This is a genomic window from Rahnella perminowiae, from assembly GCF_019049695.1.
GTDB lineage: Bacteria > Pseudomonadota > Gammaproteobacteria > Enterobacterales > Enterobacteriaceae > Rahnella > Rahnella perminowiae.
Window position 1 is genome coordinate 388,648 of sequence record NZ_JAFMOT010000188.1, and the last position, 26,235, is coordinate 414,882.

At 50.6% G+C, this 26,235-nt stretch carries 31 protein-coding genes; 15 read left to right on the forward strand and 16 right to left on the reverse strand.

Annotated elements, in window-relative coordinates; all coding sequences use genetic code 11:
* Positions 1-2 precede the first annotated feature (2 nt).
* Genes J1781_RS26380 through J1781_RS25490 form a run of 7 tightly spaced genes read right to left on the reverse strand, consistent with a single transcriptional unit; the run spans position 3 to position 2,712 of the window.
* Positions 3-128, reverse strand: coding sequence for a hypothetical protein (locus J1781_RS26380; RefSeq protein WP_269154578.1), 126 nt, complete (start codon positions 126-128; stop codon positions 3-5).
* Positions 118-564, reverse strand: coding sequence for a replication protein P (locus tag J1781_RS25465; RefSeq protein WP_217234386.1), 447 nt, complete (start codon positions 562-564; stop codon positions 118-120). Before J1781_RS25465 ends, J1781_RS26380 begins: the two co-directional genes overlap by 11 nt.
* Positions 554-1,558 carry a hypothetical protein gene (locus tag J1781_RS25470; protein ID WP_217234387.1) on the reverse strand — a complete coding sequence of 335 codons (1,005 nt, stop codon included), beginning with the start codon at positions 1,556-1,558 and terminating at the stop codon, positions 554-556. The genes J1781_RS25465 and J1781_RS25470 overlap by 11 nt, the downstream gene beginning before the upstream one ends.
* Positions 1,559-1,560: 2 nt before the next feature.
* A complete protein-coding gene (locus J1781_RS25475) occupies positions 1,561-1,734 on the reverse strand; it encodes a hypothetical protein (RefSeq protein WP_217234388.1) in 174 nt (57 codons plus the stop codon).
* A complete protein-coding gene (locus J1781_RS25480; RefSeq protein WP_217234389.1) occupies positions 1,731-1,967 on the reverse strand; it encodes a cell envelope biogenesis protein OmpA in 237 nt (78 codons plus the stop codon). The genes J1781_RS25475 and J1781_RS25480 overlap by 4 nt, the downstream gene beginning before the upstream one ends.
* Before the next feature lie 16 nt (positions 1,968-1,983).
* Positions 1,984-2,448 carry a toxin YdaT family protein gene (locus J1781_RS25485; protein WP_217234390.1) on the reverse strand — a complete coding sequence of 155 codons (465 nt, stop codon included), beginning with the start codon at positions 2,446-2,448 and terminating at the stop codon, positions 1,984-1,986.
* Positions 2,449-2,451: 3 nt separating this feature from the next.
* On the reverse strand, positions 2,452-2,712 hold the full coding sequence (locus J1781_RS25490; RefSeq protein WP_217234391.1) for a transcriptional regulator: 261 nt from the start codon (positions 2,710-2,712) through the stop codon (positions 2,452-2,454).
* A gap of 21 nt (positions 2,713-2,733) precedes the next feature.
* Between J1781_RS25490 and J1781_RS25495 the strand changes: the two genes are divergently transcribed.
* The 9 genes from J1781_RS25495 (at position 2,734) to J1781_RS25535 (ending at position 9,945) form a co-directional block, all read left to right on the forward strand.
* Positions 2,734-3,192, forward strand: coding sequence for a hypothetical protein (locus J1781_RS25495; protein ID WP_217234392.1), 459 nt, complete (start codon positions 2,734-2,736; stop codon positions 3,190-3,192).
* Positions 3,193-3,386: 194 nt separating this feature from the next.
* Positions 3,387-3,629, forward strand: a complete 243-nt coding sequence (locus J1781_RS25500) for a hypothetical protein (protein ID WP_217234393.1) — start codon at positions 3,387-3,389, stop codon at positions 3,627-3,629.
* 913 nt (positions 3,630-4,542) lie between these two features.
* The gene (locus J1781_RS25505; protein ID WP_217234394.1) at positions 4,543-4,698 is read left to right on the forward strand and encodes a hypothetical protein; all 156 of its coding nucleotides are present in this window, start codon (positions 4,543-4,545) and stop codon (positions 4,696-4,698) included.
* A gap of 146 nt (positions 4,699-4,844) precedes the next feature.
* Positions 4,845-5,141, forward strand: a complete 297-nt coding sequence (locus J1781_RS25510) for a hypothetical protein (RefSeq protein ID WP_217234395.1) — start codon at positions 4,845-4,847, stop codon at positions 5,139-5,141.
* A gap of 222 nt (positions 5,142-5,363) precedes the next feature.
* Positions 5,364-5,660 carry a hypothetical protein gene (locus J1781_RS25515; protein ID WP_217234396.1) on the forward strand — a complete coding sequence of 99 codons (297 nt, stop codon included), beginning with the start codon at positions 5,364-5,366 and terminating at the stop codon, positions 5,658-5,660.
* Positions 5,661-5,779: 119 nt separating this feature from the next.
* Positions 5,780-8,035, forward strand: coding sequence for a phage-associated endonuclease (locus J1781_RS25520; protein ID WP_238483623.1), 2,256 nt, complete (start codon positions 5,780-5,782; stop codon positions 8,033-8,035).
* Positions 8,032-8,535: a siphovirus Gp157 family protein gene (locus J1781_RS25525; protein WP_217234398.1), complete on the forward strand. Its 504-nt coding sequence runs from the start codon at positions 8,032-8,034 to the stop codon at positions 8,533-8,535. The genes J1781_RS25520 and J1781_RS25525 overlap by 4 nt, the downstream gene beginning before the upstream one ends.
* Positions 8,536-8,612: 77 nt before the next feature.
* Positions 8,613-8,888 carry an excisionase gene (locus tag J1781_RS25530; protein WP_217219023.1) on the forward strand — a complete coding sequence of 92 codons (276 nt, stop codon included), beginning with the start codon at positions 8,613-8,615 and terminating at the stop codon, positions 8,886-8,888.
* Positions 8,863-9,945 (forward strand): tyrosine-type recombinase/integrase, encoded by a 1,083-nt coding sequence (locus tag J1781_RS25535; RefSeq protein WP_217234399.1) that lies wholly within the window; start codon positions 8,863-8,865, stop codon positions 9,943-9,945. Before J1781_RS25530 ends, J1781_RS25535 begins: the two co-directional genes overlap by 26 nt.
* 323 nt (positions 9,946-10,268) lie before the next feature.
* Here the strand turns inward: J1781_RS25535 and J1781_RS25540 are convergent, their stop codons facing one another.
* From J1781_RS25540 to ftnA, 4 genes are all read right to left on the reverse strand, one after another.
* Positions 10,269-10,604: a YebY family protein gene (locus tag J1781_RS25540; RefSeq protein ID WP_129951771.1), complete on the reverse strand. Its 336-nt coding sequence runs from the start codon at positions 10,602-10,604 to the stop codon at positions 10,269-10,271.
* Positions 10,605-10,653: 49 nt separating this feature from the next.
* A complete protein-coding gene (gene copD, locus J1781_RS25545; RefSeq protein ID WP_129990496.1) occupies positions 10,654-11,538 on the reverse strand; it encodes a copper homeostasis membrane protein CopD in 885 nt (294 codons plus the stop codon).
* Positions 11,539-11,541: 3 nt separating this feature from the next.
* The gene (gene copC / locus J1781_RS25550; RefSeq protein ID WP_205951570.1) at positions 11,542-11,928 is read right to left on the reverse strand and encodes a copper homeostasis periplasmic binding protein CopC; all 387 of its coding nucleotides are present in this window, start codon (positions 11,926-11,928) and stop codon (positions 11,542-11,544) included.
* 138 nt (positions 11,929-12,066) lie between these two features.
* Positions 12,067-12,573 carry a non-heme ferritin gene (ftnA, locus tag J1781_RS25555; protein ID WP_015697874.1) on the reverse strand — a complete coding sequence of 169 codons (507 nt, stop codon included), beginning with the start codon at positions 12,571-12,573 and terminating at the stop codon, positions 12,067-12,069.
* A gap of 405 nt (positions 12,574-12,978) precedes the next feature.
* Between ftnA and J1781_RS25560 the strand changes: the two genes are divergently transcribed.
* A complete protein-coding gene (locus J1781_RS25560) occupies positions 12,979-13,209 on the forward strand; it encodes a DNA polymerase III subunit theta (RefSeq protein ID WP_013576177.1) in 231 nt (76 codons plus the stop codon).
* A 20-nt stretch (positions 13,210-13,229) separates the two neighbouring features.
* On the opposite strand, the gene pip is transcribed toward J1781_RS25560, so the two are convergent.
* The 4 genes from pip to dbpA form a co-directional block, all read right to left on the reverse strand.
* The gene (gene pip / locus J1781_RS25565) at positions 13,230-14,186 is read right to left on the reverse strand and encodes a prolyl aminopeptidase (protein ID WP_217234400.1); all 957 of its coding nucleotides are present in this window, start codon (positions 14,184-14,186) and stop codon (positions 13,230-13,232) included.
* Positions 14,187-14,623: 437 nt separating this feature from the next.
* Entirely contained in the window at positions 14,624-16,672 is a 2,049-nt protein-coding gene (locus tag J1781_RS25570; protein ID WP_217234401.1) for a S9 family peptidase, read from the reverse strand.
* Between the two features lie 133 nt (positions 16,673-16,805).
* A complete protein-coding gene (gene yebF, locus J1781_RS25575) occupies positions 16,806-17,171 on the reverse strand; it encodes a protein YebF (RefSeq protein WP_129951776.1) in 366 nt (121 codons plus the stop codon).
* A gap of 161 nt (positions 17,172-17,332) precedes the next feature.
* The gene (gene dbpA, locus J1781_RS25580; protein ID WP_129951777.1) at positions 17,333-18,715 is read right to left on the reverse strand and encodes an ATP-dependent RNA helicase DbpA; all 1,383 of its coding nucleotides are present in this window, start codon (positions 18,713-18,715) and stop codon (positions 17,333-17,335) included.
* 258 nt (positions 18,716-18,973) lie between these two features.
* On the opposite strand from dbpA, the gene purT reads away from it, so the two are divergent.
* Positions 18,974-20,152: a formate-dependent phosphoribosylglycinamide formyltransferase gene (purT, locus tag J1781_RS25585; RefSeq protein WP_129951778.1), complete on the forward strand. Its 1,179-nt coding sequence runs from the start codon at positions 18,974-18,976 to the stop codon at positions 20,150-20,152.
* Positions 20,153-20,242: 90 nt separating this feature from the next.
* Here the strand turns inward: purT and J1781_RS25590 are convergent, their stop codons facing one another.
* The gene (locus J1781_RS25590; protein ID WP_129951779.1) at positions 20,243-20,422 is read right to left on the reverse strand and encodes a YoaH family protein; all 180 of its coding nucleotides are present in this window, start codon (positions 20,420-20,422) and stop codon (positions 20,243-20,245) included.
* 161 nt (positions 20,423-20,583) lie between these two features.
* Between J1781_RS25590 and pabB the strand changes: the two genes are divergently transcribed.
* The 4 genes from pabB to J1781_RS25610 all read left to right on the forward strand — a co-directional run bounded on the left by pabB (position 20,584) and on the right by J1781_RS25610 (position 26,180).
* Positions 20,584-21,963: an aminodeoxychorismate synthase component 1 gene (gene pabB, locus J1781_RS25595; RefSeq protein WP_217234402.1), complete on the forward strand. Its 1,380-nt coding sequence runs from the start codon at positions 20,584-20,586 to the stop codon at positions 21,961-21,963.
* Positions 21,960-22,562 carry a CoA pyrophosphatase gene (locus J1781_RS25600; protein WP_129951781.1) on the forward strand — a complete coding sequence of 201 codons (603 nt, stop codon included), beginning with the start codon at positions 21,960-21,962 and terminating at the stop codon, positions 22,560-22,562. The genes pabB and J1781_RS25600 overlap by 4 nt, the downstream gene beginning before the upstream one ends.
* Before the next feature lie 207 nt (positions 22,563-22,769).
* The gene (locus J1781_RS25605) at positions 22,770-24,134 is read left to right on the forward strand and encodes an L-serine ammonia-lyase (RefSeq protein ID WP_129951782.1); all 1,365 of its coding nucleotides are present in this window, start codon (positions 22,770-22,772) and stop codon (positions 24,132-24,134) included.
* Positions 24,135-24,587: 453 nt separating this feature from the next.
* Positions 24,588-26,180: an EAL domain-containing protein gene (locus J1781_RS25610; protein WP_217234403.1), complete on the forward strand. Its 1,593-nt coding sequence runs from the start codon at positions 24,588-24,590 to the stop codon at positions 26,178-26,180.
* Positions 26,181-26,235: the final 55 nt, after the last annotated feature.

Sequence of the window (26,235 nt, forward strand, 5' to 3'; positions counted from 1 at the left end):
GGTCATTCCTCGCTCTTTGATTTTGACTTCTCTAACATCTGGCGGCCGGCTGGCGTTTGCAGCAGCAGGCGTTCCATTTCTTCATCCAGCCCGTCTGCCTCGTCGTCTGGCTCAAACTCACTCGACATAGCGTTTCCCTGCTGCCATCTGCATGGCCGGTGTCGGGCCTGCTGGCGTCTTTGGTGCGGCAATCTGTCGGCGGATGGGCGGTACCGAAAAGCCCGCGGCTAATTTTTTCTCCCAGCGAGCCAGCTTCACACCGGCCAGACGGTCCATTTCGGGCTGTGTCAGTCGGCGCTCTACGCCCTCTCGACGCATCTCGACGCAGATGTGATACAGAATTGGGTGGCGCCATGGGAACTGCTCGGACGTGCCGTAACGCCATGACTCGGATTTCCAGCGCTTGTATTCGGCGATAACATCGCTAACCGTAAGCCCGACCAGACCGCCGCCGACCTCGGCAACCAGCGCGATAAACTCGGCAAAGTCTGGCGGCCACGTACTGCCAGCCTCACAGCGCTCAATGCAGGCGTTACAGACTCGAGTGATCTGGTCACTCGTCATGGCCCCAATCTGTTTCTCCCAGAGGTCCGAGGGACGATTGCCATTCTTGGCTATCCACCGGGTGCTGTAGATTTTGATCATGAGTTCCCACAGGCGCCACGCCGGTGTGTCCACGCTCTCTGGCCCACTGTTCGCGACCAGCTCGTAATTGCCGCTCGGCAATGGATTCGCCGTTGTTGCCGATGGTGCTTGCGATGTTTTTTGCATGGTTCAATCCCCCAGGGTTTACCTGCCAGTCGTTTTCAAAGGCACGCTCTTTGCCGTAAAACCGCTGTGCCTGCATCACGTATTCGGTACCGGCCTGACCGCGCATCTCGCAGTACTGCCGATATCTCCGCGTCCCTTCGAGCATTGCCTCCTCGCTCACCCCTTCAAGCTTTCTGGCCTTCCAGCAGGAGTGGGCTTTGTTTTTCGGATTTGCACCCTCGCGTTTTGGGTACTCATGCCAGAGGGTTTCGAATTCCTCAGGGTAAGAACCCGCTGCGTTTTTCTTCGTTGGGGGCTGGGTTTTTCCAGCACCCGACAAAAGGGTTTTATCTTTTAGTTCTTTATCTTCTTCTACCTCTTCCTCTGGTAACGCGTTTCGATACGCACCTGTAACGCTACCTGCGTTACATTCAGCGTTACTATTGCGTTTCTTATCGCGCATTTTTGTAACGCGACTATTTGTAAGTGCCCGTTTTTTCGATGTTTCTCCGTTGTGCCGTTCGTGGTTAGGGAAAAACAACCTCCCGCCCTCTTCTGCCAGCCAACCCACATCGATAAGCGCATTTGCAAAACCTGACACGCAAGTGACGCGATCAAGTACCGAACGTGTAACGCTCGCAGCGTTACCTTTTGCGTTACCGTCTATCGTTTGTTGGTCGGCCCAAGCCCAGACACGGATCATCTTTCCGAGAACAGCATCAGGGTCGATATTCAAAATCTCAGCCATTTGGAAAATCTCCGGCTTATCCGGCGTAATGACTTCAATCTTTATCCAACTACTTGCCATGCTTACCAGCCTTGCCTTGCGGCAACTTGCTCAAATGCCCGGTGCTGACGCTCCAGTGATAACTGTCTTTCTGCGCGCTCGGCTGCAAACTTGCGAACCAGCAGGCGCAGATATGTTTTGGTGATCGGCATGTCGTCGTACCGGAACTGGCCGTTAGAAAAGCGTAAAGTTTTCATCTGCGCCCCCTGCCCTGATTACGTTTGATATCCGGCGCGCCCTTGATCCGCTTTGTGGACTTCAGGAACGTTTTGGCGTGGGCAATGCTGCTGATTACCGTCGCGTTAGCTGAATCGCAATAGTGATCAGCGCCGCGCATTGCCAGCGTCAGGGCAATACCTTTCTCGACGCCTTCACGCACGAAATGCGCGTTAATCTGCTGCTGGATCTGTTCTCTTGAAAATTTGGCCATTGGTCATTCCTCGCTGTTAATGCAATAAACCGCGCGCGCTCTGTTGCAGCGACGCGTAAGCCCTCTCCCAGGCTTCACAATCGGAATCAAAATCAGATAACGGTGCACGCAGAAGGACTGAGGTGATCAGCTTCTGGTTCGCCTTCATTGCCAGCGTCGCCAGATACTCGACTGAGTTACCGGCAATCAGGCTGGCGCGCAGTTCTGCAGGCAGCGCGGCAAGAATGGCCGGTAACAACAGCTCTACGTTCTGGACGGCGCGGGGACGATCGCTATCCAGCCAGCGAAAGATCTGCTGCTTGTTGTTGTGCAACGCGGCGTAATCAACAGTGCCGTCGCTGTGCTCGACGATTTGCAGGATTGGTGAATGCAGACCGAGATCGAAATACGCTTTCGTTATTTTTATCGCGACCTGGCTTTGTGAGACTTCACTCGCCCAGTTGCGCAGCGCGTCTCGGATGTGGTTGTGCTTGATTTCCATAAATCAGACCTCGCCGACCTGATGAGTTAATTTGTTGTTTTCGGGATTAAAATCCGGCCAGATGTTTTCCCAATCTTTTGGGCGGAGATCCGCCCTCGTTACTACTCCCCCGGTAACACCTTCAATAACCAGACATCTTGAAGGTGGAACCGGGGAAGCCCCAGACGCCATCTGGGAAAGGTAGGATTTGGAAACGCCGAGTTTTTCGGCTAATTCCTTGGCCCCACCACGCTTAAGGTTGGATATGTATTGTTTGAGCTGCATAGATCCTCCAATGAATTCGACTTGAGTTTATTAAATACTAAACCAACAAGTCAAGTGTTTGCTTGTTTAGTTTTTACTAATCAAAATGGTGACATGGACATAAAAGAGATTCGGCGGTTACGCCTACGTGATTGGTTTTCTGATAAGACCCTGCCTGAGCGGGAGAAAAGCTATTTGTCCCAATTAATCAACGGTAAAGGCTCTTTTGGTGAAAAGGCCGCCCGCAGAATCGAGGCGGATTACGGCATGCCTGTTGGTTATTTGGATAAGAATTATGAGAATGGGGAAGATGGGCAACCATTAAAGCCGGATATAGTTCTTGATGAGCAAGAAGAAAAATTGATCATGCTTTTCCGCGAGTTCCCCGCATCAGAAAAAAATCAAATGATTGAGTTGTTCATTAAGAAGAACAAAGAATTCAATAAGTTATTTGAGGAGTTGCTCCAAACTCGTGGTAAAAACTCAAATCCAAAACACTGATTTAACCCACTGAAATCTCATAATTTCCACAGAACCGGCCCAGTGCCGGTTTTTTTGTGCCTAAATTTTATTGGAAAAAATGTTTATCAAACACTTTACTTTTGGTTTAGTGAATAATAAACTTCATTCCATCGACGGCACAGCAGCCTCGGGGTAACAGTTCTGACGGCGTGAAAGAACGCGAGGTATGACCGATGGCAGTTTCACTTAGTGGGGACACGAAGATGAAAGAATTAGCTTCTATTTTAGATGGCGCGATCTGCGTGCTACTGAATGAACAAACTGGTGAATACTCTCTTTTTGTTCACGGTGATGAGTTTTACACCGTTTCTGAAAAATCAAAAATGCGGAATATCCTGCGCCAGAGCTACCAATTTGGCGAGGGGATGTGTGAGAGATACCAGCGCGCTTGTGTCGAGCTAGAGGCAAGATTTTAAGTGTCTTTGCCGTTGCCCTGCGAATCAGGGCACAACATGCAAGAGCATTGATGGAGGCGAAGTATAAAGCCTGCGAAGTTAGTGCTCTTTCAGTTGTGGTGAATGCGCAGGCTGATGCGCGGCGGAACTCAACCCCGTGCGGGTAACTGGCACAACCAGCCCGAAAGCCGGAAAGAAAGCAGCACCGGCCACCGCAACCGCGAGTTGATCCAGCGCGTTATCTGGTCAGTGTCTGTATGCACACTCATGCAGTGACAGCCGGGAAAGACGCGCAAGTCCAGACGATATCTGAGTGACTTAAAAAACAGATGGGAGCCAGTGGAAGCCTGGCAACTAATTTAATTGAGCAGCTGGGCTGACAACGTACTGTCGCTAAAACTGCTTTGTGCCTATGAGTCAGCTAACGAGGCAACGCGAACTCACCGCGTAATGAGGCATAACCCGCAATGCGAGACTGTGAGTGTCGCCTGACCGGATCCTGAAGTGAGGGGTCTGAGCAAAGTGATAAGGGTGACGGCTGGGAGAGACCAGCATACAACGGTGTGAATCATTCTTGTCTCTGGTCCACTTTTCGCGAGTGGTGGGGACAGGTAGCCACACAAGCCGCAACGCGAAGCGGCCCGAGTGGAGTTAAGCGTGGAGAACCGGACTGAGAAGTGAGAGCTCAGGGGGATGATTCACACCGTTGTGGTGGAGAAGGATTGAAGGGTTTTTCTCGTGAAAAGAACGGTCGTAAAAACGACGCCGGAGCGTAACCGGCGAAAAGCCACCACAACAATCTAATCACACCGGAGGATATATGAGCTATCGCGGCAAGGCATTCGTATTGGCTACTATTGTCTGCGTTTTATTCTGGTCGCCGTAATCGGACTGCCGTTATCTATTTAAAACTTCCGCTACTGGGGTTTTAATCATGCAAATAAAAATAATTTTAACCCGTTCTGAAATGCAAGAATCTGAACTTGATGAGGATGATTTAAAAGAAGCGATTAAAGACCTCATTGATTCTGGGATTTATTTTAGTGAGGTTTATGTCGATTTTGAAATATCAGGAATCAGGCAGGCGTAATAACAATATTTAAGCAGGCTTTAAAATGGCGTGAATTGCAGCGTGAAAAAGCGCAACTGCGAAGATCAGCACCGCAGCATGCCACCTTAAAGCCTACTTAAAATCAGTGGGCAGTAATCACAATCTCAACCAGCGAGGAATGACCAATGATTATCGAAGCACGTATTACCGGAAATGAACTCATTGCAGGAATCACAGAACTGTCGGAGAAAGACAGCGTTATCGGTTATTTAATTGAGCCAAATAAACGCCAGGATTCAACCTCAATCGTAACACCTGATGGCAAAACACTCGGTGAGTACTGTTGTTCAGGTCATGCGGTGAAAGCGGCGTTTATCCATGCCCACGATCTGAAGGTTGACCAGGCAGAGGAAAGTTCCACGAAGTACTCGGTAGCTGATTTATTGCTGGCATCACTTCTGAGTAGCATGACGCGGCATTAATTTTCAGGCCGGTTTATCCGGCCGTATTGAGATGAGTCCCACCAACGCCCCAAAAGTAGGGCTCATCCCAATACAGACGTAAAAAAGCCCGCACTTGGCGGGCCGTTCTACCGGCTTAACGTCCCAGCGACGGCGAGTTCAGCGACCAAACCGAACTCAGCGAGGTATGACCAATGGCTTCCACCACTGGACGCCGTGATTATAGTGCGTAATGAGGTAACTATGCAAACCAAACTGCCGTTAACGGCTACGCGAATGATATTTATCATGGCTTATAAAGAAAAATGGAATGATGATTATTCAATTCTATTCTCAGGCACTGATATATCTTCAATAGGCAGTGAATATACTTTACTGGGCTCAAAGGAAGTTACTTTAGATGTCCCGCAAATAGATTTAGATAATGGGGAGGTGGCAAATCTTAGCAAATTGAAAAGCCAAATTCTTGCTGATGCTCATTTGAAGGTTAAAGACATCGACGAGAAAATAAAGTCATTAAAGTTTATCGATAATAAGTAAGCGAGGTTAGACCAATGTCAATTTATATATGTGCCTTTTATCCAAAAAAATCAGCCATCGCGAATGGCGCTGTGCCAATTGCAATTTGCATTGATGCGAAAAGTGCAAAGCTTGCAGAAATGAAAACTGTCACACTGCTTGAAGAATCAGTGCCTGGTGGAAGTGATAATTTTTTCAAACCAAAAGTTTGCGAACTGACCGCCGATATTAACAGCCGCCCTTCTGTCGGTGAATTTGATAATACGTGGCTCGAAACTAATATCTGGAATGAAGAAACCAAAACCTTCGATAGCATTCCCATTCTTGATATGGATGACCTGACAGATCCGCTGGCCAGCGCAAAGGTGATTTTTGACCTGCCTATACGCGAGCGTATTGCCTACATCATGATGTACGGCGCAGTTCCCGCCGAACTGGACGCTGAGCAGCTCTCTAACGCTGTCGATATTCTGGCGGATGATGAAACGCCGGAAGAAACCCGCGCCATCATTGATGGTCTGTCTGTTGTTCCGGCTATCAAAGCTATGTATCCGGAAAAAGTGGTAACCCTGATTGATACCATGCACGCACAGCTACCACCTTTCGATAACGCTGAAGACGTGGCAACGTTCGCTGAAAAATGGGTTGCTAAGCCTGAGGAACGTAACCCGGTTAAAACCAGCGCTGAACTGCCGCGCACGTATGACACGCTGGATCTTGAAGTCGCTCTGCATGTACTGGGCGTCAATCCTGATGAAGCGCAAGCGTCAGACATACGCAAGGCAAAATACCTGAAAGATGATCGTGACCCGGCGTGGCGTGGCTGGGCAACATCGCTGCGTGTTGTTCCGGGGATCCTCGACATTCCTCGCGGTGAACTCTGGACGCTCATGGCCGATGGCCATAAAAACCTGAAGCTTATTGAAGATGCCGACGCGCGTCGCGATTACGTGAGCAGCAAACTCCACGGACACCCGTTGTTACCTGATTATCAGCCAACCTCTACAAAGGTCCAAAATCTTGGTGGTGGCCAGTTCTCCATTGAAGATCTGGCCGGTACTGGCGCCTCAAATGAAGTCGAAAAAACGGAAGTGGTCGAAGAACGGCTTACCGAGCTGCAGGCCCATATTCGGGATCTGGTGACAGGGAAAACCGATGTCGCTTCTCCAGATGAAATGGCGAAACTGCTGACTGAGAAAAGGCTGGGTGCGCGTTTGCTGGTGAATAAGCTCGCTAAGGATTACGAATTTTCAGGCAATGCATTCAGTTTCCTTAAAGTGAACGAAATTCATCATCTGACACTTGATGTCGTTGAGTCGTGGATCCCTGACCAGTCCGACCGCATCGCCTTTATTACTGAGCGAGTGAAATTTTACATTGATGACCGCACCAATAAAGGCACGGTTGAAAAACCGGCAGAAACCGCAACAATCGCCCCGAAAACTGAAACAGTTCAGGAAAAAACCGCATCAGAAACGGCAAAACCTGCATTGCCTGAAAATACCGTGGCCGCTCCTCAGGATGATTTCAGGCAACGCGCAGCTGCGCTGGAAAGCGGTCTGTTGGAGAAATCAGAAGCAGTGCTTGAAAATCTCCATATCTGGAAACAGGTTCAGAGCACTGACCCGCGCTATACCAAACCACTGGCGGGCTCAGGGTTCGCTGGCACCAGCATTAACTCTGAATACATGATCATGCGGGCTACTGAAATCTTTGGCCCTGTTGGTACTGGCTGGGGGTATGAAATTGTTGAAGATCGCATGATTAGCGGCGCCCCTCTGTCCGAAGCCATTTATGAGGACAAGAAATTCATTCGGAATGCCCTGCTACGTGATGCCGACGGGACCCTCATATTCGAACTGAATCACGTGCTCCGGATTAACTTCTGGTACGCCATTGAGGGCGATGTGCGCGGAGAGGTAACGGCATTTGGCTCTACTCCTTACATGTACAAATCCCAAAACAAAGGGATCATCGCTGACGGCGAGGTTCACAAAAAAAGCCTCACCGATGCAATCAAAAAAGCACTGTCTGTTCTCGGGTTCTCTGCAGACGTGTGGCTGGGATGGCACGATATGCCTGATTATCTGGCTGAAAACGCCATCGAATACAGCATCAAAAATGCCAGTGATAAGGCAGAAGACACAGTGCGCCTGCGCAAAGAACTCGATGAGAAATTTGCCGCTAACACCGAAACCATGAAAAGCGCGGTTACTGCCAACGAGGTAACAAAAATCGCCTCATCCCTTAACCGCACTATCGGGGTTCACTTGAAAAACGCCAAAGCCGTCAACGATACGGAACATGCGCGTTATCTCGAAACGCGCCTGCGCCGCCTGGAAGAAATCAAAACCGAATGTCTGAAAAAATTCACTGAGCAAGGGGAAAAAGCATGAGCACGCGCACCATTGATTTAGCCATCGAAATGAAAAAGCTTCAGGCGCTGGCGGAAGACGGCGAACTTACTCCTGAAATGATCGCTGATACCCTTGAAGGGCTTGAAGGCATGCTTGGTGACAAGCTGGACGCGACAATGTCCGTCGTCCGCGATTTCCTTGGTAACGTTGAAAAATGCGACTCGGAGGCCAAACGCCTGGCTGAACGTAAAAAGATGTGGACCAATCAGGCAGAGCTACTCAAGAAATATATGCTCGACTGCATGGTCACCGCCGGTAGTGACAGTGTTAAAACGGCAACCAACACATTCAGCGCGCGCAAAGGTTCATTACGCCTCGTTGTTGATGACGAAGAATCACTGCCAGACGACTTCGTAGAATCGTACACGCAAATCGTAAACAAGGTTAAAAGCGACGAACTCAAAAAAGCCCTGCAGGCTGGCACCGAGATTAAAGGCGCACACCTTGAAACCGGCCCTCGCTCCCTGGCCGTTCGCTAACATTGATTTCTGAAAATCAAAACCGCACCGGTCAGCGTGGCAATATGCTGACCGGTCAACCTAATGAGGTATGACCAATGGCTAAGTTTCTGACCTTAGAAGAATGGAGCGATGCGACTTACGAAAGCAATAAGCCGTCCATTCAGACGCTTTGGCGCTGGGCGCGAGACGGCTACATTTATCCGGCCCCGGAGAAGCATGGGCGGCAGTACCGTGTACAGCCAACTGCCATCTACATCAACCCGAAAGATGTGAGGTTGGGTAAGAAAATTAAAGATGCGCAAAGCAGCTCCCCGGCGCGCAGCGCGTTCATGGAGAAAGTAAAAAATGACGCGGCGAAGCACAAAGTATGATGCAAATCTCCCGAAGAACCTGACCTATCGCCGCCACTACAAGTCATATTACTGGCGTAACCCGCTTACCAAGAAAGAATTCTCGCTCGGACAGATTTCGCGCAGGGATGCGATCTCTCAGGCCATAGAGGCAAATAACTTCATTGAACAGAGCTTCTCACCCATCGCCCTACTAGAGCGGCTGAAGGGCACCAACGAGTACACGATGAAATCTTGGCTGGAGCGTTATGACGTCCTATTTAAGCGGCGGAAACTGGCTGATAACACCTACAAGGTACGAAAGGGTCAGATTGCCATTATTGAAGAAAAAATGGGGGGAATGGTGTTAGGGAAAATCACAACAAGGCATATCGCTGATTTTCTCGAGATCTGGGTCGCACAGGACAAAAAAACGATGGCGGCCACCATGCGGTCGGTGTTGTCAGATATTTTCCGAGAGGCAATAGTCGAGGGGCATATTGAACAGAATCCAGTAACGTCAACGCGTGCCGCAAAGCCTGTAGTAAAGCGCGAACGGTTGGAATTAGATCAATACCTCGCAATAAGACGGAGTGCCGATTTGCTGCCGACATGGTTTGGTTTATCTATGGACTTAGCCCTTATCACCGGCCAGAGGCGAGAGGATATTGCGCTGATGCGTTTTGACCAGGTTGTGGATGGGAGGTTACTGATAGACCAGGGTAAAACTGGCGCAATGATATCCCTACCTCTTGACCTTGAATTACAAAGCGTTGGTTTGCGGTTGGGGACGGTAATTGATCGGTGCCGGCTGGCAAGCAGCACAGATTTCATGGTCAGCGCAGGAAGAAGGAAAAACAGTCCTGATGGATCTCTTCATCCTGACGGGTTAACAAAAAAGTTTGTGACAGCGCGTAGTTCTGCAGGAATAGAGTTCGAGGATAGCCCCCCGACATTTCATGAGATCCGGAGTCTGGCGGGTCGGTTGTACGAGAGGGAGAAAGGGAAAGAGTTTGCGAGGAAATTACTGGGGCATAAATCGGAGAAAATGACGGACAAATACCTTGATGCGAGAGGGAAAGAGTACGCGATGTTGTAAAAGACCGAATACAGGATTTCGTGTAATTTTCGTGTATTTTCGTTTTTACTGAAAATTTATCTTATAAATCAATAACATAAAAAAAGACCGAATACGATTCCTATATTCGGTCTAGGGAAATGGCTCTTGGGAGAGAGCCGTGCGCTAAAAGTTGGCATTAATGCAGGCGGTTAAGCCGTACAACTTAAAGCGTAGACGACAGATGGCTATTTTCCACCCAGTTTGAAACATAGTGATAATAACAATGATGTATTATTTTCATTGTGTGACAACATACGCAAAACATGGAAGTTACATCAGTCATTTATCGTCGGCACGGCCATTCAGCAAAGTGATCTCGCTTTGGCAATAAAGGGAGCCAGACTCATTTTCTGTCCCGGATTCTGCGGGTCATCAAGCCAGATTTTCTCCAACGGCACGGCCTGGACCTGATGGTTTTTGACCTGCTCTTTCGCCACATCATTCAGAGGATATTGCGCCAGCGTACTGTCGTTAATCACATACAGCGCATTACCGGGGCGGCATTGCAGCATCACTTCTTCACGGGTAAAAGCCCAGGTTTTACCGTATTGCAGACGGCTGATCGTTTCCAACTGGGGTGCCGCGAAACTGCTGGCAGATAAGGTCAGCAGCACGCAGGCTAGCAGTGTTTTCCTCATGATTTTTCCTCGATGATATTTAATTCCTGATACCTGTCAGATAACCCGTTCAGCGCGGTGCCAGTGTGGCAAACACACTCACCAGCAGTAAAACACCCAGCGCCAACCCCCATTCGAGCCAGGTCATCATGACAAAATAATGTTGTGCCCTGTCGGGATCTTTACTCATTAATGGCACCAGCCGGTAACGGTTAAACACAGCCACGGCCACCATCATCCCGACCATCAACACTTTGACCACCAGAAGGCGCTGGTAAAGTGATGTCATATCAGTCGGCCAGCGCTGTAAAATAATGGTCGTATTGATGATGCCGGTAAGGATAACCAGCGCGACGGCAGCCTGTCCCCAGAGCGAAAAACGGATAAGTGTGGCAAGCGCATACGGCCTTGCCGCAGGCTGTCGGGTATACCACATGCAAGTCAGTAACGGCAGTAGACACCCGAACCAGTAAGCCGCGCTGAGCAGATGCACCACATGATTGCTTCGCTGGATAACCCCAAGTATACCTTCATGCATCGCGGCATGGCCGACCAATGCCTGGCTCATCAGTAAACCGAATGAGCATAGGAAAATCAGCATATTCCGCACAGGCAGCCAGTCCATCAGAAGCACCAGCAACAGCGCGGCCGTCAGTAATAAATGCCAGCGCCAGACTTCACCAAATGCCGTTGTTAACACCAGCAACCAGACATTCAGGTTCAGCGCATCGCCCCATCCGTTGCCCATCAGCGCAGCCTGAATCGCCAGCATACCGACCGAAGTCACAGCCGCGACAAAAGCAGAGCAGATCATCAGGGTCTGGTTTTTGCGCAGCAACACAGCTGAGAAACCGGCAGGTGTCAGCAGCGAACAAAAAACACTCAACCCAAAGATTTGCATCAGCGAAGCAAAATGCGCAAAACGACACAGAACGAAAAGTACAGTCAGGCTCATCGCTTATTTAACAGTGAAGCTGTACTGACCGTGCGTTTTATGACCATCGACGGAGACAACGTTCCACGAAACAATATATTTTCCCGCATGCAACGCATCGGAGAGTGGCAGAACGGCCTGAGTATTATCATTCGCTGCCAGCGCCATTTTACCGGTTTTAACCGCTTTCTGGCTGGCATCCGTCAGGGTGATCTTGCTGAAATCAGGCTCGATGCCTTCACTGAATCCGAGAGACAGTTCAGTCGGGCTGACGGTTAAAACCGAATCTGCCGCAGGGGTTTCCGTTTTCAGATGAGCATGAGCAGAAGCTTGCTGTGAGATAAATCCGCTCAGCATAACGGCTGAGACTGTCAGGACACGGCAAAGAGAAGTGGTTTTTTTGAACACGATGATTCCTTGGCTTGCTTAACGATGAATTTATAACGCCGTCACTTTAGCGCAAACTGCCGTAAAACGTTTGCCAAAAAGACATAAAAAAACGCAGAGGCGGAAGCACTCTGCGTTTTTGTGGACACCCCTGATCGGAAATTAGCCTGCCGGGGTTTGTGCCACCATATTTTTGAGATCTTTATCAACGAAGAACAAACCGTTACCGGTATTGCTGACCAGTGCCAGTTTATCAAGGACAGATTTGAACAGCGTCTCTTCTTCATGCTGCTCAGCAACGTACCATTGCAGGAAGTTGAAGGAAGAATAATCTTTCAGCGTCATGGACAGATCAGCCAGTTCATTGATTTTCTGCGTGATCAGTTGCTCATGTTCGTAAGTTTGCTTGAACAGATCGGTCAGGGATTCAAAGGCAACCGGCGGAGCGGCAATCGCCCCCAGCAAAGGCAGAGCACCGGTATCGCTGACGTATTTGAACAGGCGATGCATATGGTCCATTTCTTCCATTGAATGCTGTTTCAGGAAAGCAGCGGCACCTTCGTAACCTTTGTCGCTGCACCATGCACTCATCTGCAAATATAAATTGGCAGAATAAAACTCGAGGTTCAGCTGTTCATTAAGCTGATCAATCATTTCTTTTTTAAGCACGGCACGGCTCCATAAATTAAATTAAAGCAGGTGGGGGATTTATTTATCTGCATTATGCCCGTATCAATACAAAATAAAAACACCCGATTCACATTAATATTCACCGCAATAACAATTTAATTTAAACCACTGATTTAATGAGTGTTTTTAAAAAATAAAATATCCAAAAATGATAATCATTAACATACAGAAGCGTATTAAAAAGGAATCATTCTTATTTGGGATATTAATTACCCCGCCTTATTGTAGATATTTATCATTTACCTTTTGTGAATGGTTCTTATTCACTCATTAGAATTATCCGCATTCTTTGTTAGCTGCGCGGAAATAAAAGCAAAATCGCAATATTCACGCTGACCCCAGCCTCGGGTACAATGTGGCAAAATCGATCATCAGGAAGCAGTTATGAGCATCAATCTGGCTGAAATCAGCAAAGAAGAAATGGATCGTATCAACGTCGATCTTGCGGCCTCCGCGGTGGCCTTTAAAGAACGCTACAACATGCCGGTTGTCGCTGAGATGGCTGAACGCGAGCAGCCTGCGCATCTGCGCACCTATTTTCGGGAACGGGTGATGTTTTATCGCGGGGAATCACATAAGTTCTCCCGCTTACCTTATGAGCCAAAGCAAAAGTAAACGGGAGTCGCAGGGGAAGGTTAGCGCCGCGCGGCGAAACGCTGGTTGGTACGGATCAGTTGATCGAGAATGCCGGGCTCGTCGAACGAATGCCCTGCCCCCTCAATGATGTGCAACTCCGCTTCCGGCCATACCTGCGCCAGATCCCACGCATTTTGCACCTGGCATGCCATATCATATCGACCATGCACAATGACGGCCGGAATGTGGCGAATACGTTCGACATTTTTCAACAACTGGTCATCACTTTCCAGAAAACCCAGATGCGTAAAATAGTGGTTTTCAATACGGGCAAACGCCAGCGCGAAATTGTCCTCACCAAAGGATGCCGCACCTTCCGCAGGCAGCAGCGTCACGGTTTCCCCTTCCCACAGGCTCCAGATTTTAGCGGCCTCAAGCTGAACAGCGCGATCGCCGGATGTCAGACGGGCCCGGTAAGAAGCAATCACGTTTTTACGTTCTTCTTGCGAAAGAATCGACAAAATACGTTGCCACTTTTCCGGGAAGAAACGGGAAGCCCCGTCCTGATAATACCAGGACAGCTCCTGCTTACGTAACGTGAAGATCCCACGCAATACCATCTCGCTGACATGTTCAGGATGCGTCTGAGCATACGCCAGCGCCAGCGTTGAACCCCATGAACCCCCAAACACCAGCCATTGGTCAACGCTGGCCATTTTACGCAAACGCTCAATATCTTCGACCAGATGCCAGGTTGTATTGTTTTCCAGACTGGCGTGCGGTTTTGAGCGTCCGCATCCACGCTGGTCAAACAGCATGACGTCGTAATCATTGGGATCAAACAATTGACGGTGTACCGATGAACAGCCGCCACCGGGCCCGCCGTGGAGAAATACTGCTGGCTTGCCTTTCGGGTTTCCGCTGCGCTCCCAGTAAATTTGGTGACCATCCCCCGTATCAAGCATGCCACTGGCATAAGCTTCCCTGGGCGGATACAACCCTTTTAATTTTGGCATGACATTTCCTGTTCTATTTGGCCAGTGTATTGATTGATGTGCATTCATCTTCATAACAGCGCATCGGCTAGCCCACGACAAGATGTTATGAGCAAAAATCGTTATTTTGCATGCCGTTCGCATACTTATCGTGCAGTTTCACTTACCGCCCCGGCCGTAACATCGATAAAGCAGCCAGGCAGGAGCGAAGAAAATTCACAAAGACGCTTGCAACCGGAGCGGTTTAAGCAGTAAATAGCAGAGCAACCCAATCCACCAGCTTTAAGAGAGGCGAATATGAGTAAAGGAATGGATAGCAAAAAAAATGCGAAGAAAAAGCCACTGAAGACCCCGGCCGAAAAAAAGGCTGAGAAAAAAGCCAAGAAAGCTTCTGCTTAACAATGGACTTCGTAGAATAAACCCGCCGAGAGCGGGTTTTTTTATTTCCCCTTCATACTTCAGCCCACAGAGGCGTTGTCTGCCAGGGCGAGCACAAAAGCATATTCCAGCGCGATATCTTCGTAAGCTTTGAATCGTCCGGATTTCCCGCCGTGGCCGGAATCCATATCGGTATGCATTAACAACAGGTTATCGTCGGTTTTGAGCTCGCGTAATTTTGCTACCCATTTTGCTGGCTCCCAGTATTGTACCTGCGAATCATGCAAGCCGGTGGTGACCAGCATATGCGGATAGGCCTGTGCGCGAACCTGATCATACGGGCTGTATTGCAGCATATAATCATAATATGCTTTGTCGTTCGGGTTGCCCCACTCGTCATATTCACCGGTGGTCAGGGGAATGGATTCATCAAGCATGGTGGTCACCACGTCAACGAACGGCACCTGCGCTACAATGCCGTGATACAACTCTGGCGCCTGATTAACGATCACCCCCATCAGCAATCCACCCGCACTGCCACCCATGGCGTAAACCTGTCCGGCGTCACCGTAGCCTTCCGCGACCAGTTCTTTGGTCACATCAATGAAGTCATGGAATGTGTTAAGTTTATTGAACAGCTTGCCATCGTCATACCATTGCTGGCCCAGTTCTGCGCCACCGCGGATGTGCGCCAGTGCGAAAACAAATCCTCTGTCGAGTAAACTCAGGCGGCTCCCGCTGAAAGCCGGATCCATACTGCTGCCATAGGATCCGTAACCGTAAACCAGTAACGGGTTTTCATTCGGCTTGAACAGTTCACGGCGATACACCAGTGACACCGGGACTTTCACTCCGTCACGGGCCGTAACCCAGACACGTTCGCTACGATAATTTGCCGCATCAAAATCTTTCACTTCCTGCTGCTTGAGCAACGTACGGTCATGCGTATCCAGATCGAGTTCAAACAGTGAGCTCGGCATAGTCATTGAAGAATAACCATAGCGCAGCAATACGGTGTCCGGATCGGGGTTATACGCCAGCCAGGTGGTATAGGTCGGATCGTCAAATGCCAGCGATTTTTCTTCCCCTGTTTTCCAGTGAATCTGACGCAACTGCGTCAGTCCCTGATGGCGTTCTTCCACCACCAGCCAGTCACGGAACAGGCTGAAGCCTTCAAGCATCACTTCGATACGCGGCGCAATCAGCGTTTGCCAGCGGGCTTCGACACCGTCTTCGCTTTTATATAAGCCGAAGTTTTTGCCATCTTTATTAGAGCGGATGTAAAAATGCCCGAGGTAATGATCGAGAGCATATTCATGATCTTTACGGCGCGAGAGGAATACCTGTGGTTTAGCCTGCGGATCATCGGCATCGAGCAGCAGTATCTCTGAGGTTGTGGTGCTGTCCAGATGGATCAGGATATATTTTTCTGACGTGGTTTTATCCAGTCCGACGTAAAACGTATCGTCTTTTTCTTCATATACCAGCTTGTCAGTTTTCGGATCGGTGCCGATCACGTGCCGGTAAACCTGATACGGCAACAGGGTTTTCTTATGTTTGCGGACGTAATACAGCGTTTGTGAATCGTTCGCCCACTCACTGCTGCCGGAGGTGTTTTTCAGCAGATCCTCCGTCCAGGTTTCATCATCGAGCTTTTTGATGCGGATGTCATACTGGCGGCGGGAAAGAAAATCTTCCGCCACCGCCATCAGCTGATTATCAGGGCTGATATCGAGACCGCCCAGCGTGTAAAACTCGCTGTCTTTGGCCCGCTCATTACCATCGATCAGCGTGCTCCAATTTTCATATTCTGCTGCAGGCTGGCGCAGATAAATGGCGTATTCGTTGCCCGGCTCATAACGGGTCTGATAGCGGTAACGATGTTTGACGTAGGGAACGGAATGATCCTGTTGCGCGATGCGTGCAACCATTTCGCCGTACAGGGTTTCGCGCAATGCCTGATGCGGTTGCATGGCCAGCCCGGTAAATTCGTTTTCGGCCGTCAGATAAGCCAGAACCTGAGGATCGGCGCGGTCATCATCACGCAGCCAGTAATAATTATCGACACGGTCATCGCCGTGGACGCTCAAAATTTGCGGGCGTTTTTCAGCCTTTGGAGGTGTCATCATCTCGGGATCTCTTTGTCCTCTTTGTGGTGTGATAAGAGTGACAGGTTTAGACGGGGAAACCAAGAGACGTCGATGCAGGGGAAATAATGCGTCCGCGAAGAAATCACGGACGCAATCAGAGCCTTAATACCGGCTATAACGGCGCGCTATAGCTGATTTCGCCTATCTGGCAGTTAAGGGTTACCTGGTAGGTTTTATCTGTGTGATCACCGCGCACGGTTAACGGGACATTCCATTTTGCATTACTGCCGCTGATGCTGTCAGTCACCACCCAGGCCACCGGCGTGGACGTCCCAAGCGCTTTTTTATCTGCATCCCAGCGCGGGATACGGTTTTGCAGGAAATCACGTTTAACCAGAGCAGCCACATCCTCTTTGGTTGCCGTGGAACAAGGCGTTACGGTTGCCGTTCTCACTTCAGGCTCATCAGCCTGCGCAATCTGGCTCAGCCCGCTCATGCCTGCCGCTGCGACCACAACGCCCAAGATTATCTTTTTCATCGTTCGTCTTCCCAGTCTTTGTCGTTCATTCAGTTGACCCTGCCGGACAATATCCCTACATAACGCATGGTCATAATGTGCGTTAGTTAATATAATCCTCAACAAGGCAATAACACAACATTAACAATAAGACGCCCGACATAAAGCGAAAAGAAACGCTGTTAACGCAAGATAATGGCTTTGCAGTTTTTGCCTTTGATCTTCCCTTCCTGCAAACGTTGCAACGCCTTCTTCGCGCTCTTCTGACGAATCGCAACGTAAGCGTGAACTGGGAACATATCAATTTTTCCTACTTCAGCGGCGGTCAGCCCGGCATCACCGGTCAGCGCGCCCAAAATATCACCGGGGCGGATTTTGGCTTTACGGCCACCGTCAATGCATAACGTTGCCATTTCAGGGTCAAGCGCCACCGGGGCCGCGGCCAGGGCCTGAGCGGCTGGCTGCCAGGTAAAGCGCTGACGCGTATAATCTTCCAGCGCTGTCACACGCGGCATCTCCTGCGGCGTGACCAGGCTGACTGCCAGTCCGCGGGTGCCTGCACGGCCGGTACGGCCCACGCGGTGAACATGAACTTCCGGGTCGAAAGACAGTTCGTAATTAATGACCAGACCCAACTGTTTGATATCCAGCCCGCGCGCGGCAACGTCTGTCGCCACCAGTACGCGGCAACTGCCGTTGGAGAACCGCACCAGTACGCGGTCGCGGTCGCGCTGCTCAAGGTCGCCGTTCAGCGCCAGGGCGCTGATGCCTTTCGCTGTCAGGGCGTCACACACCTCCTGACAGTCGCGTTTAGTGTTACAGAACACTACGCAGGAAGCAGGCTGATGCTGATACAGCACGGCGGCCAGCAGCAATAAACGCTGATGTTTGTCGGCTTCGATGAAAATCTGCTGGATATCCGCAATGTCATCTTCGCCTTCGATTTCTACTTTCAACGGCTGACGCTGGAATTTAGAACTGATACGCTCAATACCGTCGGGATAGGTAGCTGAAAACAGCAACGTCTGACGATCCTGCGGTGTATAACTGACCACATCTTCAATATCTTCGCTAAAACCCATATCCAGCATACGGTCCGCTTCATCCAGCACCAGCACTTTCAGTTCGTCCAGTTTCAGCGTGCCTTTACGCAGGTGCTCCTGAATACGGCCCGGCGTACCCACCACAATGTGTGGCGGATGGACCAGCGATTCAAGCTGTGGCCCGATAGCCTGACCGCCGCACAGAGTGAGGATTTTGATGTTTTGGGTAAAACGCGCCAGACGGCGTAATTCTTTGCTGACCTGATCGGCCAGTTCACGTGTCGGACACAGCACCAGCGCCTGAGCAACAAACTGCGAAACAATAATGCTGTTCAGTAAACCGATACCGAAAGCGGCTGTTTTACCGCTGCCGGTTTTGGCTTTGGCGCGGACATCCTGCCCCTGCAGGATGGCGGGCAATGATGCTTCCTGAATCGGGGTCATTTCGGTGTAACCCAGTTCATTCAGGTTAGAAAGTTGCTCAGCGGGCAATGTCAGGGCAGAAAAGGAATGCGTGCTCAAGGCGATAACTCTTTATGTGAGGCAAAAATCGGGGCAGCGGCAGGAAGCCTGGCGCCATGGTTTGGCTAAATGATAACAGAGACGCCCGCCGGCTGCCTTAACCGACAGAAAATGGCTAAAAAAATCCTGTAAATTCCGCTTTTATTCCACGCCTGAATCAATCAATGGCACTGCGCAATCGTTTTCGCTGGCAATAATTTCAGATATACTTTGCACCGAAATTCTTATTTTCCCTCACACAGATCTGGGTACGAAGCTATGTTAACCATTGGTACTGCACTGCGCACCGGCGCCACCCGCGTCATGTTATTAGGCTCTGGCGAACTGGGCAAAGAAGTGGCAATTGAATGCCAGCGTCTTGGTCTGGAAGTGATTGCAGTTGATCGCTACGCCGATGCACCTGCGATGCAGGTTGCCCATCGCAGCCATGTTATTAACATGCTGGACGGCGATGCACTGAAACAGGTTATCGAAAGCGAACGCCCTGATTTTATCGTGCCAGAAATCGAAGCGATTGCCACCAGCATGCTGGTCGAGCTGGAAAAACGGGGCCACAACGTCGTGCCTTGTGCTGAAGCAACCCGCCTGACCATGAACCGCGAAGGCATCCGTCGTCTGGCAGCCGAAACGCTGAATCTGCCCACCTCCACTTATCAGTTTGCTGATGATGAAGCCTCTTTCCGTCAGGCGATCGACGCCATCGGCTACCCGTGTATTATCAAACCGGTAATGAGTTCTTCAGGCAAAGGTCAGAGCCTGATCCGCGGGGCTGATCAGTTGCAGCCGGCGTGGGATTACGCCCAGCAAGGCGGCCGTGCAGGCGGCGGACGTGTCATTGTTGAAGGTCTGGTGAAATTTGATTTTGAAATCACCCTGCTGACTATCAGCGCCGTGGACGGCATTCATTTCTGTGCTCCTATCGGACACCGTCAGGAAGACGGCGATTACCGCGAATCCTGGCAGCCGCAGCAAATGACAGATCTGGCATTGCAACGCGCCAGGGATATCGCCGAGAAAGTCGTAAAAGCGCTGGGCGGTAAAGGTCTGTTTGGCGTTGAACTGTTTGTATGTGGCGATGATGTGATCTTCAGCGAAGTATCCCCCCGTCCGCACGACACCGGTATGGTGACGCTGATTTCTCAGGATTTGTCAGAGTTCGCCCTGCATGTGCGCGCATTCCTCGGCCTGCCGGTGGGCCATATCCGCCAGTTCGGCCCTTCCGCTTCTGCCGTTATTCTGCCGGAACTGACCAGCAGCAACGTGACGTTTACCGGCCTGGAAAATGCACTGACCGGTTACAACCAGATCCGTCTGTTCGGTAAGCCGGAAATCAGCGGCAAGCGTCGTCTGGGTGTGGCGCTGGCAATTGCGGACAACGTTGAGGACGCCGTGGAACAGGCCAAACAGGCTGCGGCTGCGGTAGTCGTTAAAGGCTAAGCCATTTCCGACGCTGAGATGAAAAAAAACCGGACGCCTGAAAAGGGTCCGGTTTTTCTTTGCGGGAAAGAAGCTCCCCCGGCTCAGTACTTATTCGTCTTCGTCATCAAAAATGACGGTCACACGGTCGCCTTTATGCGTTTCGCGAATTTCTTCTGCTACGGTCGCAATGGCTTCGCCGCTGCTCATACCGGTTTCCATTAACTGGCGGATACGATCGGCGGCCTGTTCTTGTTCATGATGTGATAATGAAGGCATACCTGTCAGCATGGGAGTGTCCTGTTGTACGGGTGATAATGAAAGCCCGCGCAGGGCGGGGTTGCACAGTATACGCCTTATTAACGCAAATCGCCTGCGCTGCTTTCAGGCAGGCCGATCTGTGTTAGGATCCGAGAAAATACGTCATTGCGCCAGAGAAACCCGTATCCGTCATGCAATCCGCTCAGCCCGTTGTTTTCCATTCACTACCCTATCAGCCCGACGCATTAACTGAAGGGTTTGCGCCGCTTTCAGTTTTGCCATGGGCCATGTTGCTGCATTCCGGTTCGGCACAGCATCAGCATAATCGTTTCGATATTCTGGTCGCCGATCCGCTGATCACGCTCACCACACGTGGCGCGATAACACAGATTGAGCACAACGGCATGACCGAAACGCGGGAAGAAGATCCGTTTGCATTACTGGAAGAGCAACTGACGGTAGCCGGTTTACAGGCAGAACGTACCGCAGATTTTCCTTTTCTGGGCGGTGCACTGGGCCTGTTTGGTTATGATCTGGGACGTCGTATAGAAACACTGCCGGAAACGGCTGCGCGGGATATTAACCTGCCGGATATGGCGGTGGGGATTTATAACTGGGCCCTGATTGCTGATCACCATTTACAGCGTCTGACGCTGATTTGTCACGGTGACATTTCTGAACGTTTAGGTTGGCTGACAGAGTATCAGCGCCCCGCTGCTCCCCGGGCATTTTTCCGTTTACATGCGCCATGGCGGGCGAATATGTGCCGTGAGGAATACGGTGAAAAATTCCGTAAGATTCATGAATACATTCACAGCGGTGATTGCTACCAGATTAACCTGGCGCAACGGTTTTCAACAGAATACAGTGGCGACGAATGGCAGGCTTTCCTGCGCCTCAGTCAGGCTAACCGTGCCCCTTTCTCCGCATTTCTGCGTCTCGCGGAAAATGCCGTTCTTTGCCTTTCACCTGAGCGTTTTATCTGGCTTAAAGACGGGCAGATCCAGACCCGGCCAATTAAAGGTACTATGCCCCGCTGCGCAGATCCGACTGAGGATGCACGGCAGGCAGAACGGCTGGCCGCATCGGAAAAGGATCGCGCCGAAAACCTGATGATTGTCGATTTGCTGCGTAATGATATTGGTCGCGTGGCGATACCCGGCAGTGTAAGGGTCCCGGAACTGTTCGTAGTCGAGCCCTTCCCCGCCGTACACCATCTGGTCAGCACTGTCACCGCACGTTTGCCGGAAACCTGTCACGCCAGCGCCTTGCTGCGTGCCTGTTTCCCCGGCGGCTCGATTACCGGTGCACCCAAAGTACGCGCCATGGAAATCATTGAGGAACTTGAACCACAACGGCGCAACGGCTATTGCGGCAGCATTGCGTATCTGAGCTGCTGCGGCACGATGGACAGCAACATTACCATCCGCACGCTGCTCACCGCGCAGGGTAAAATTTACTGCTGGGCGGGCGGCGGGATCGTCGCAGACAGTCAGGAACAGGCGGAATATCAGGAAACTTTTGATAAAATCGCCCGTATTCTGCCCGAATTAGGAGACATACAGCCGTGACGCTGCAGGCACAACACACGCCCTTACCGACGTTTTCACCTGCTGTGGAAGATTTCATTCTGCGTTTTCAGTTGCAGCCGCCGCGCAGGCCCGCTGCAGCCTTGCGCGGAACCCGCCATGCTGCTGTGTTGATACCGATTATCTGCCGTCCGGAACCCACCCTTTTACTGACGCGCCGCGCCGATCAGTTGCGTAAACACCCTGGTCAGGTAGCGTTTCCGGGGGGTGCAGCAGATGCGACCGATGCATCCATTATTGCGACCGCATTACGTGAAGCACATGAAGAGGTCGCGATCCCGCCTGAACAGGTTTATGTATTAGGAACATTATCACCGCAGGACAGCAGCAGCGGTTTCCAGGTCACACCGGTTATCGGACTGCTGCCTGTGGATGTTCCGCTACATCCGGCTGAAGATGAAGTTGCCGAATTGTTTGAAATGCCGTTGCGGGAAGCGTTTGATCTGACACGTTATTACCCTCTGGATATTCACCGCCGAGGCATTCATCACCGGGTGTATCTATCCTGGTATCAGCAGCAATTTGTCTGGGGACTGACGGCGGGAATCATTCGTCAGTTGGCCCGGCAGGTTGAAGCCTGAGCCCGCTGATTACATTTCGATCACACTTTTGCATCAAATAAGTTTATTTCATGCGAAAAATGAAACTTTTGCCTCTCAGCCCTTTTAAACTATAAGTCTATCCATAGGAATAAGAGACCCGTCCATAAAGACAGTCTCTGATGTTTTTTCATTTATGGAAGCCAGGGATCCCGTTCCCTGCCGCAATCTATTACAGGAGTATTCGACGTGATTAGCGTTTTCGACATGTTCAAGGTCGGGATTGGCCCTTCCAGTTCCCACACTTTGGGCCCGATGAAAGCAGGGAAACAGTTCGCTGATGATCTGCTGGAAAAGGGCATGATGCCTGCCGTTACGCGTGTCGCCGTGGACGTTTTTGGTTCTTTGTCACTCACCGGTAAAGGCCACCACACTGATATCGCCATTATTTTAGGTCTGGCGGGTAACCAGCCAGATACCGTCGACATCGACGGCATTCCCCATTTTATCCGCGACGTTGAGCAACGAGAGCGCCTGCCGCTGGGCGGAACCCACCATGAAGTCGATTTCCCACGCGATACCGGTATGGTGTTCCGCGGGGAGAATTTGCCACGCCATGAAAACGCCATGCAGATTCACGCTTTTGCTGGCGACAAAATGATTTACAGCAAGACCTATTACTCAGTCGGCGGCGGCTTTATCGTTGATGACGAGCATTTCGGTCAGCCGGTGCTGGATGAAGTGACCGTGCCCTACAGCTTTAATTCGGCCAGCGAAATGCTGGCAAAATGTAAAGAAACCGGATTGTCATTATCCGGTCTGATGATGAAGAATGAGCTGGCGCAGCACAGTAAGCAGGACATTGAGCAGTATTTTGAGAAAATCTGGCACACCATGCAGGCCTGTATTGATCGCGGCCTGAACACCGAAGGCGTTCTGCCCGGCCCGCTGCGGGTACCGCGTCGGGCTTCTGCCCTGCGCCGGATGCTGGTGTCTAACGATAAACTCTCCAGTGATCCGATGAACGTGATCGACTGGGTGAATATGTTTGCCCTCGCGGTTAACGAAGAAAACGCGGCAGGCGGACGTGTCGTGACGGCACCAACCAATGGCGCATGCGGCATTGTGCCTGCGGTGCTGGCGTATTATGACCAGTTCATTCAGTCGGTCAGTCCGGACATTTATCTGCGCTATTTCCTGACTTCCGGCGCTATCGGTATCTTGTATAAAATGAACGCATCGATTTCAGGCGCAGAAGTCGGCTGTCAGGGTGAAGTCGGGGTAGCCTGTTCAATGGCGGCGGCAGGCCTGACGGAATTGTTGGGCGGCAGCCCGGAACAGGTGTGTGTCGCGGCCGAAATTGGTATGGAACATAATCTGGGATTAACCTGTGACCCGGTTGCCGGACAGGTTCAGGTGCCCTGCATAGAACGCAATGCTATCGCGTCAGTAAAAGCCATTAACGCTGCCAGAATGGCGTTACGCCGTACCAGTGAGCCGAGAGTTTCACTGGATAAAGTCATTGAGACGATGTATGAAACCGGTAAGGATATGAATTCCAAATACCGGGAAACCTCACGCGGGGGTCTGGCGATTAAGGTTCAGTGCGACTGATTCGGTCAAAAATGAGATTTTCCTGCGGTATGTTCAGGTTGTATAATTTTCGACCTGCTTACCACAGGAAATACCCCCTGGCGGGTAGCCAGCAGCAATAAAACCTTCGCTAACAACAACCCGTTGTATTATCAATAAAAAAGGGTAGTGAGACTTGCATTATACCCTGCAGGTACGGCATGCTGATTTCCGCCTGTTTTTCCCAGTCCGAACCTCTTCTTATTACATCTGCTAAATGTCGGAAATGGCCAGGAAAAACCCAAGTGACACTGTCACCTGCACTATTTTTTTGATTTGAACAGAGAAATATACGGAGTTTGCTGCAACTCAGGCCGGGCGGCAGACGATTTACAGCGACTCTCTATAAAAACGAAATGGCTGTTACGCATCGGTAACCCTTTAAAAATAATAATTTTGAGCCTGCATTTAACACGGGATAAAAGGATTAGAACGATGCTGTTCTCCCAGACCGGACTTGCGAAATATCGTTACTATCGCATTGCGCTCGCCAGTGCGATGGGAATATGTACGCTGCTTCTCACGCTGGGCATTCGTATCTACGAACAAGCTCAGGTTATCGCCAAAGATCAGCAGCGGGTAGCGTTTCACACCGTTGAAAAACTGGAAAAATTGCTTGAGCCCGCATCTCCGGCCGGCAAAGTAATGCCTTTCGATACCACGCTCAGCTGTAACGTGCTGCAGCCCTTGTTGCAACAAACCGTTGCACGGATGCAAACATTGCGTTCAATCAGTCTCGTCAGCAACGGCATTATTACTTGTTCAAGCCTGGTAGGTTCGCTGGATCTGAATTTTAACGACACCCTGCCTGCGTTCGCACAAGGCAAAACCCAGCTTGAGTTACGCGCGTCGAAATGGAGCCGTGTCGATACACCGACGCTGGTTTTATGGCATCCGGCGGCACCGGATAATCTTAACGGCGAACTGTTTATCTATAACATCGGCATCTTGTCGAATTTCCTGCTGGAACCCCAACCGCCTTATGCCAGCCACATAGTCCTCAACGTCGGGCAGCGAAATCTCGAATACGGCAAAAAGGCCATCGCCAGTTCCAGCGCCTTGCCGCAACCGCCTCTGCTGAGTGTCCGCTCGGGAAAATATGATTTTTCGGTCTCTATTTATGGAGATCAAGCCAGCACCCTGGCATGGAAGGAACTCTTTTCACATCTGCCGCTGTCAGTTCTGATAAGCCTGCTGACAGCAACAGCCGTTTATCTGTTCTCAGGCAGCCGCATCAGCCTGGCTTATCCGATCAGCCACGGCATTTCCAAGCGCGAGTTTAAAGTCTATTGCCAGCCCATTATCAACAGCACGGACGGCCGCTGTATCGGGGTGGAAACGCTGATGCGCTGGAAGAACCGCCGTCAGGAATGGGTATCGCCTGACGTATTTATCCCTCTGGCTGAACAGCACGGCTTAATCATTGCGCTGACACGCTATCTTATTAAGACAGTGGCTGAAAATTTGTCAGTCTTTCCTGCAACGCCGGGTTTTTACGTCAGTATCAATGTTGCAGCACAGCACTTCACGAATATGGAAATTGTTGATGACATCCGAAAGCTGTGGCTTCCGGCGCAGCCATCAGTTTCTCTCATGCTGGAACTGACGGAGCGGACACGGTTACAGGAATTACGTGCTGCCGAAATTTCACAATTAAAAGAAATGGGAATTCTGCTGGCCATTGATGATTTCGGGACAGGCCACAGTTCACTGAGCTATTTAAAAACCCTTAATCCCGATGTGCTGAAAATCGATCAGGCTTTTACGGCTTCAATTGGCACGGATGCGATTAACGCAACCGTCACGGATACCATCATCACGCTGGCGCAGCGCCTCAATTTGAAGCTGATTGCCGAAGGTGTGGAAACCCGTGAGCAGGTGGATTATCTGCGTGAGCGCAGGGTTGACTCCTTACAGGGCTATTATTTTGCCCGCCCGATGCCTATTGATGTGTTCCCGATCTGGCTTGAGCGGTATAAAAAATCAAAGCAGAACATGGAATTGCAGGATAAGACAGATCCGACCTGAAGACGAAAAACAGTTTTATCCGACGCAAAAAAACGGCGACCTGAGTCGCCGTTTT

What these genes read in the sequence shown, in the direction of transcription:
- J1781_RS26380 (WP_269154578.1), bottom strand. Translation starts at nt 128, where the DNA reads ATGTCGAGTGAGTTTGAGCCAGACGACGAGGCAGACGGGCTGGATGAA.
- J1781_RS25465 (WP_217234386.1), bottom strand. Translation starts at nt 564, where the DNA reads ATGACGAGTGACCAGATCACTCGAGTCTGTAACGCCTGCATTGAGCGC.
- J1781_RS25470 (WP_217234387.1), bottom strand. Translation starts at nt 1,558, where the DNA reads ATGGCAAGTAGTTGGATAAAGATTGAAGTCATTACGCCGGATAAGCCG.
- J1781_RS25475 (WP_217234388.1), bottom strand. Translation starts at nt 1,734, where the DNA reads ATGAAAACTTTACGCTTTTCTAACGGCCAGTTCCGGTACGACGACATG.
- J1781_RS25480 (WP_217234389.1), bottom strand. Translation starts at nt 1,967, where the DNA reads ATGGCCAAATTTTCAAGAGAACAGATCCAGCAGCAGATTAACGCGCAT.
- J1781_RS25485 (WP_217234390.1), bottom strand. Translation starts at nt 2,448, where the DNA reads ATGGAAATCAAGCACAACCACATCCGAGACGCGCTGCGCAACTGGGCG.
- J1781_RS25490 (WP_217234391.1), bottom strand. Translation starts at nt 2,712, where the DNA reads ATGCAGCTCAAACAATACATATCCAACCTTAAGCGTGGTGGGGCCAAG.
- J1781_RS25500 (WP_217234393.1), top strand. Translation starts at nt 3,387, where the DNA reads ATGGCAGTTTCACTTAGTGGGGACACGAAGATGAAAGAATTAGCTTCT.
- J1781_RS25505 (WP_217234394.1), top strand. Translation starts at nt 4,543, where the DNA reads ATGCAAATAAAAATAATTTTAACCCGTTCTGAAATGCAAGAATCTGAA.
- J1781_RS25510 (WP_217234395.1), top strand. Translation starts at nt 4,845, where the DNA reads ATGATTATCGAAGCACGTATTACCGGAAATGAACTCATTGCAGGAATC.
- J1781_RS25515 (WP_217234396.1), top strand. Translation starts at nt 5,364, where the DNA reads ATGCAAACCAAACTGCCGTTAACGGCTACGCGAATGATATTTATCATG.
- J1781_RS25520 (WP_238483623.1), top strand. Translation starts at nt 5,780, where the DNA reads ATGAAAACTGTCACACTGCTTGAAGAATCAGTGCCTGGTGGAAGTGAT.
- J1781_RS25525 (WP_217234398.1), top strand. Translation starts at nt 8,032, where the DNA reads ATGAGCACGCGCACCATTGATTTAGCCATCGAAATGAAAAAGCTTCAG.
- J1781_RS25530 (WP_217219023.1), top strand. Translation starts at nt 8,613, where the DNA reads ATGGCTAAGTTTCTGACCTTAGAAGAATGGAGCGATGCGACTTACGAA.
- J1781_RS25535 (WP_217234399.1), top strand. Translation starts at nt 8,863, where the DNA reads ATGACGCGGCGAAGCACAAAGTATGATGCAAATCTCCCGAAGAACCTG.
- J1781_RS25540 (WP_129951771.1), bottom strand. Translation starts at nt 10,604, where the DNA reads ATGAGGAAAACACTGCTAGCCTGCGTGCTGCTGACCTTATCTGCCAGC.
- copD (WP_129990496.1), bottom strand. Translation starts at nt 11,538, where the DNA reads ATGAGCCTGACTGTACTTTTCGTTCTGTGTCGTTTTGCGCATTTTGCT.
- J1781_RS25560 (WP_013576177.1), top strand. Translation starts at nt 12,979, where the DNA reads ATGAGCATCAATCTGGCTGAAATCAGCAAAGAAGAAATGGATCGTATC.
- pip (WP_217234400.1), bottom strand. Translation starts at nt 14,186, where the DNA reads ATGCCAAAATTAAAAGGGTTGTATCCGCCCAGGGAAGCTTATGCCAGT.
- J1781_RS25570 (WP_217234401.1), bottom strand. Translation starts at nt 16,672, where the DNA reads ATGATGACACCTCCAAAGGCTGAAAAACGCCCGCAAATTTTGAGCGTC.
- yebF (WP_129951776.1), bottom strand. Translation starts at nt 17,171, where the DNA reads ATGAAAAAGATAATCTTGGGCGTTGTGGTCGCAGCGGCAGGCATGAGC.
- purT (WP_129951778.1), top strand. Translation starts at nt 18,974, where the DNA reads ATGTTAACCATTGGTACTGCACTGCGCACCGGCGCCACCCGCGTCATG.
- J1781_RS25590 (WP_129951779.1), bottom strand. Translation starts at nt 20,422, where the DNA reads ATGCTGACAGGTATGCCTTCATTATCACATCATGAACAAGAACAGGCC.
- pabB (WP_217234402.1), top strand. Translation starts at nt 20,584, where the DNA reads ATGCAATCCGCTCAGCCCGTTGTTTTCCATTCACTACCCTATCAGCCC.
- J1781_RS25610 (WP_217234403.1), top strand. Translation starts at nt 24,588, where the DNA reads ATGCTGTTCTCCCAGACCGGACTTGCGAAATATCGTTACTATCGCATT.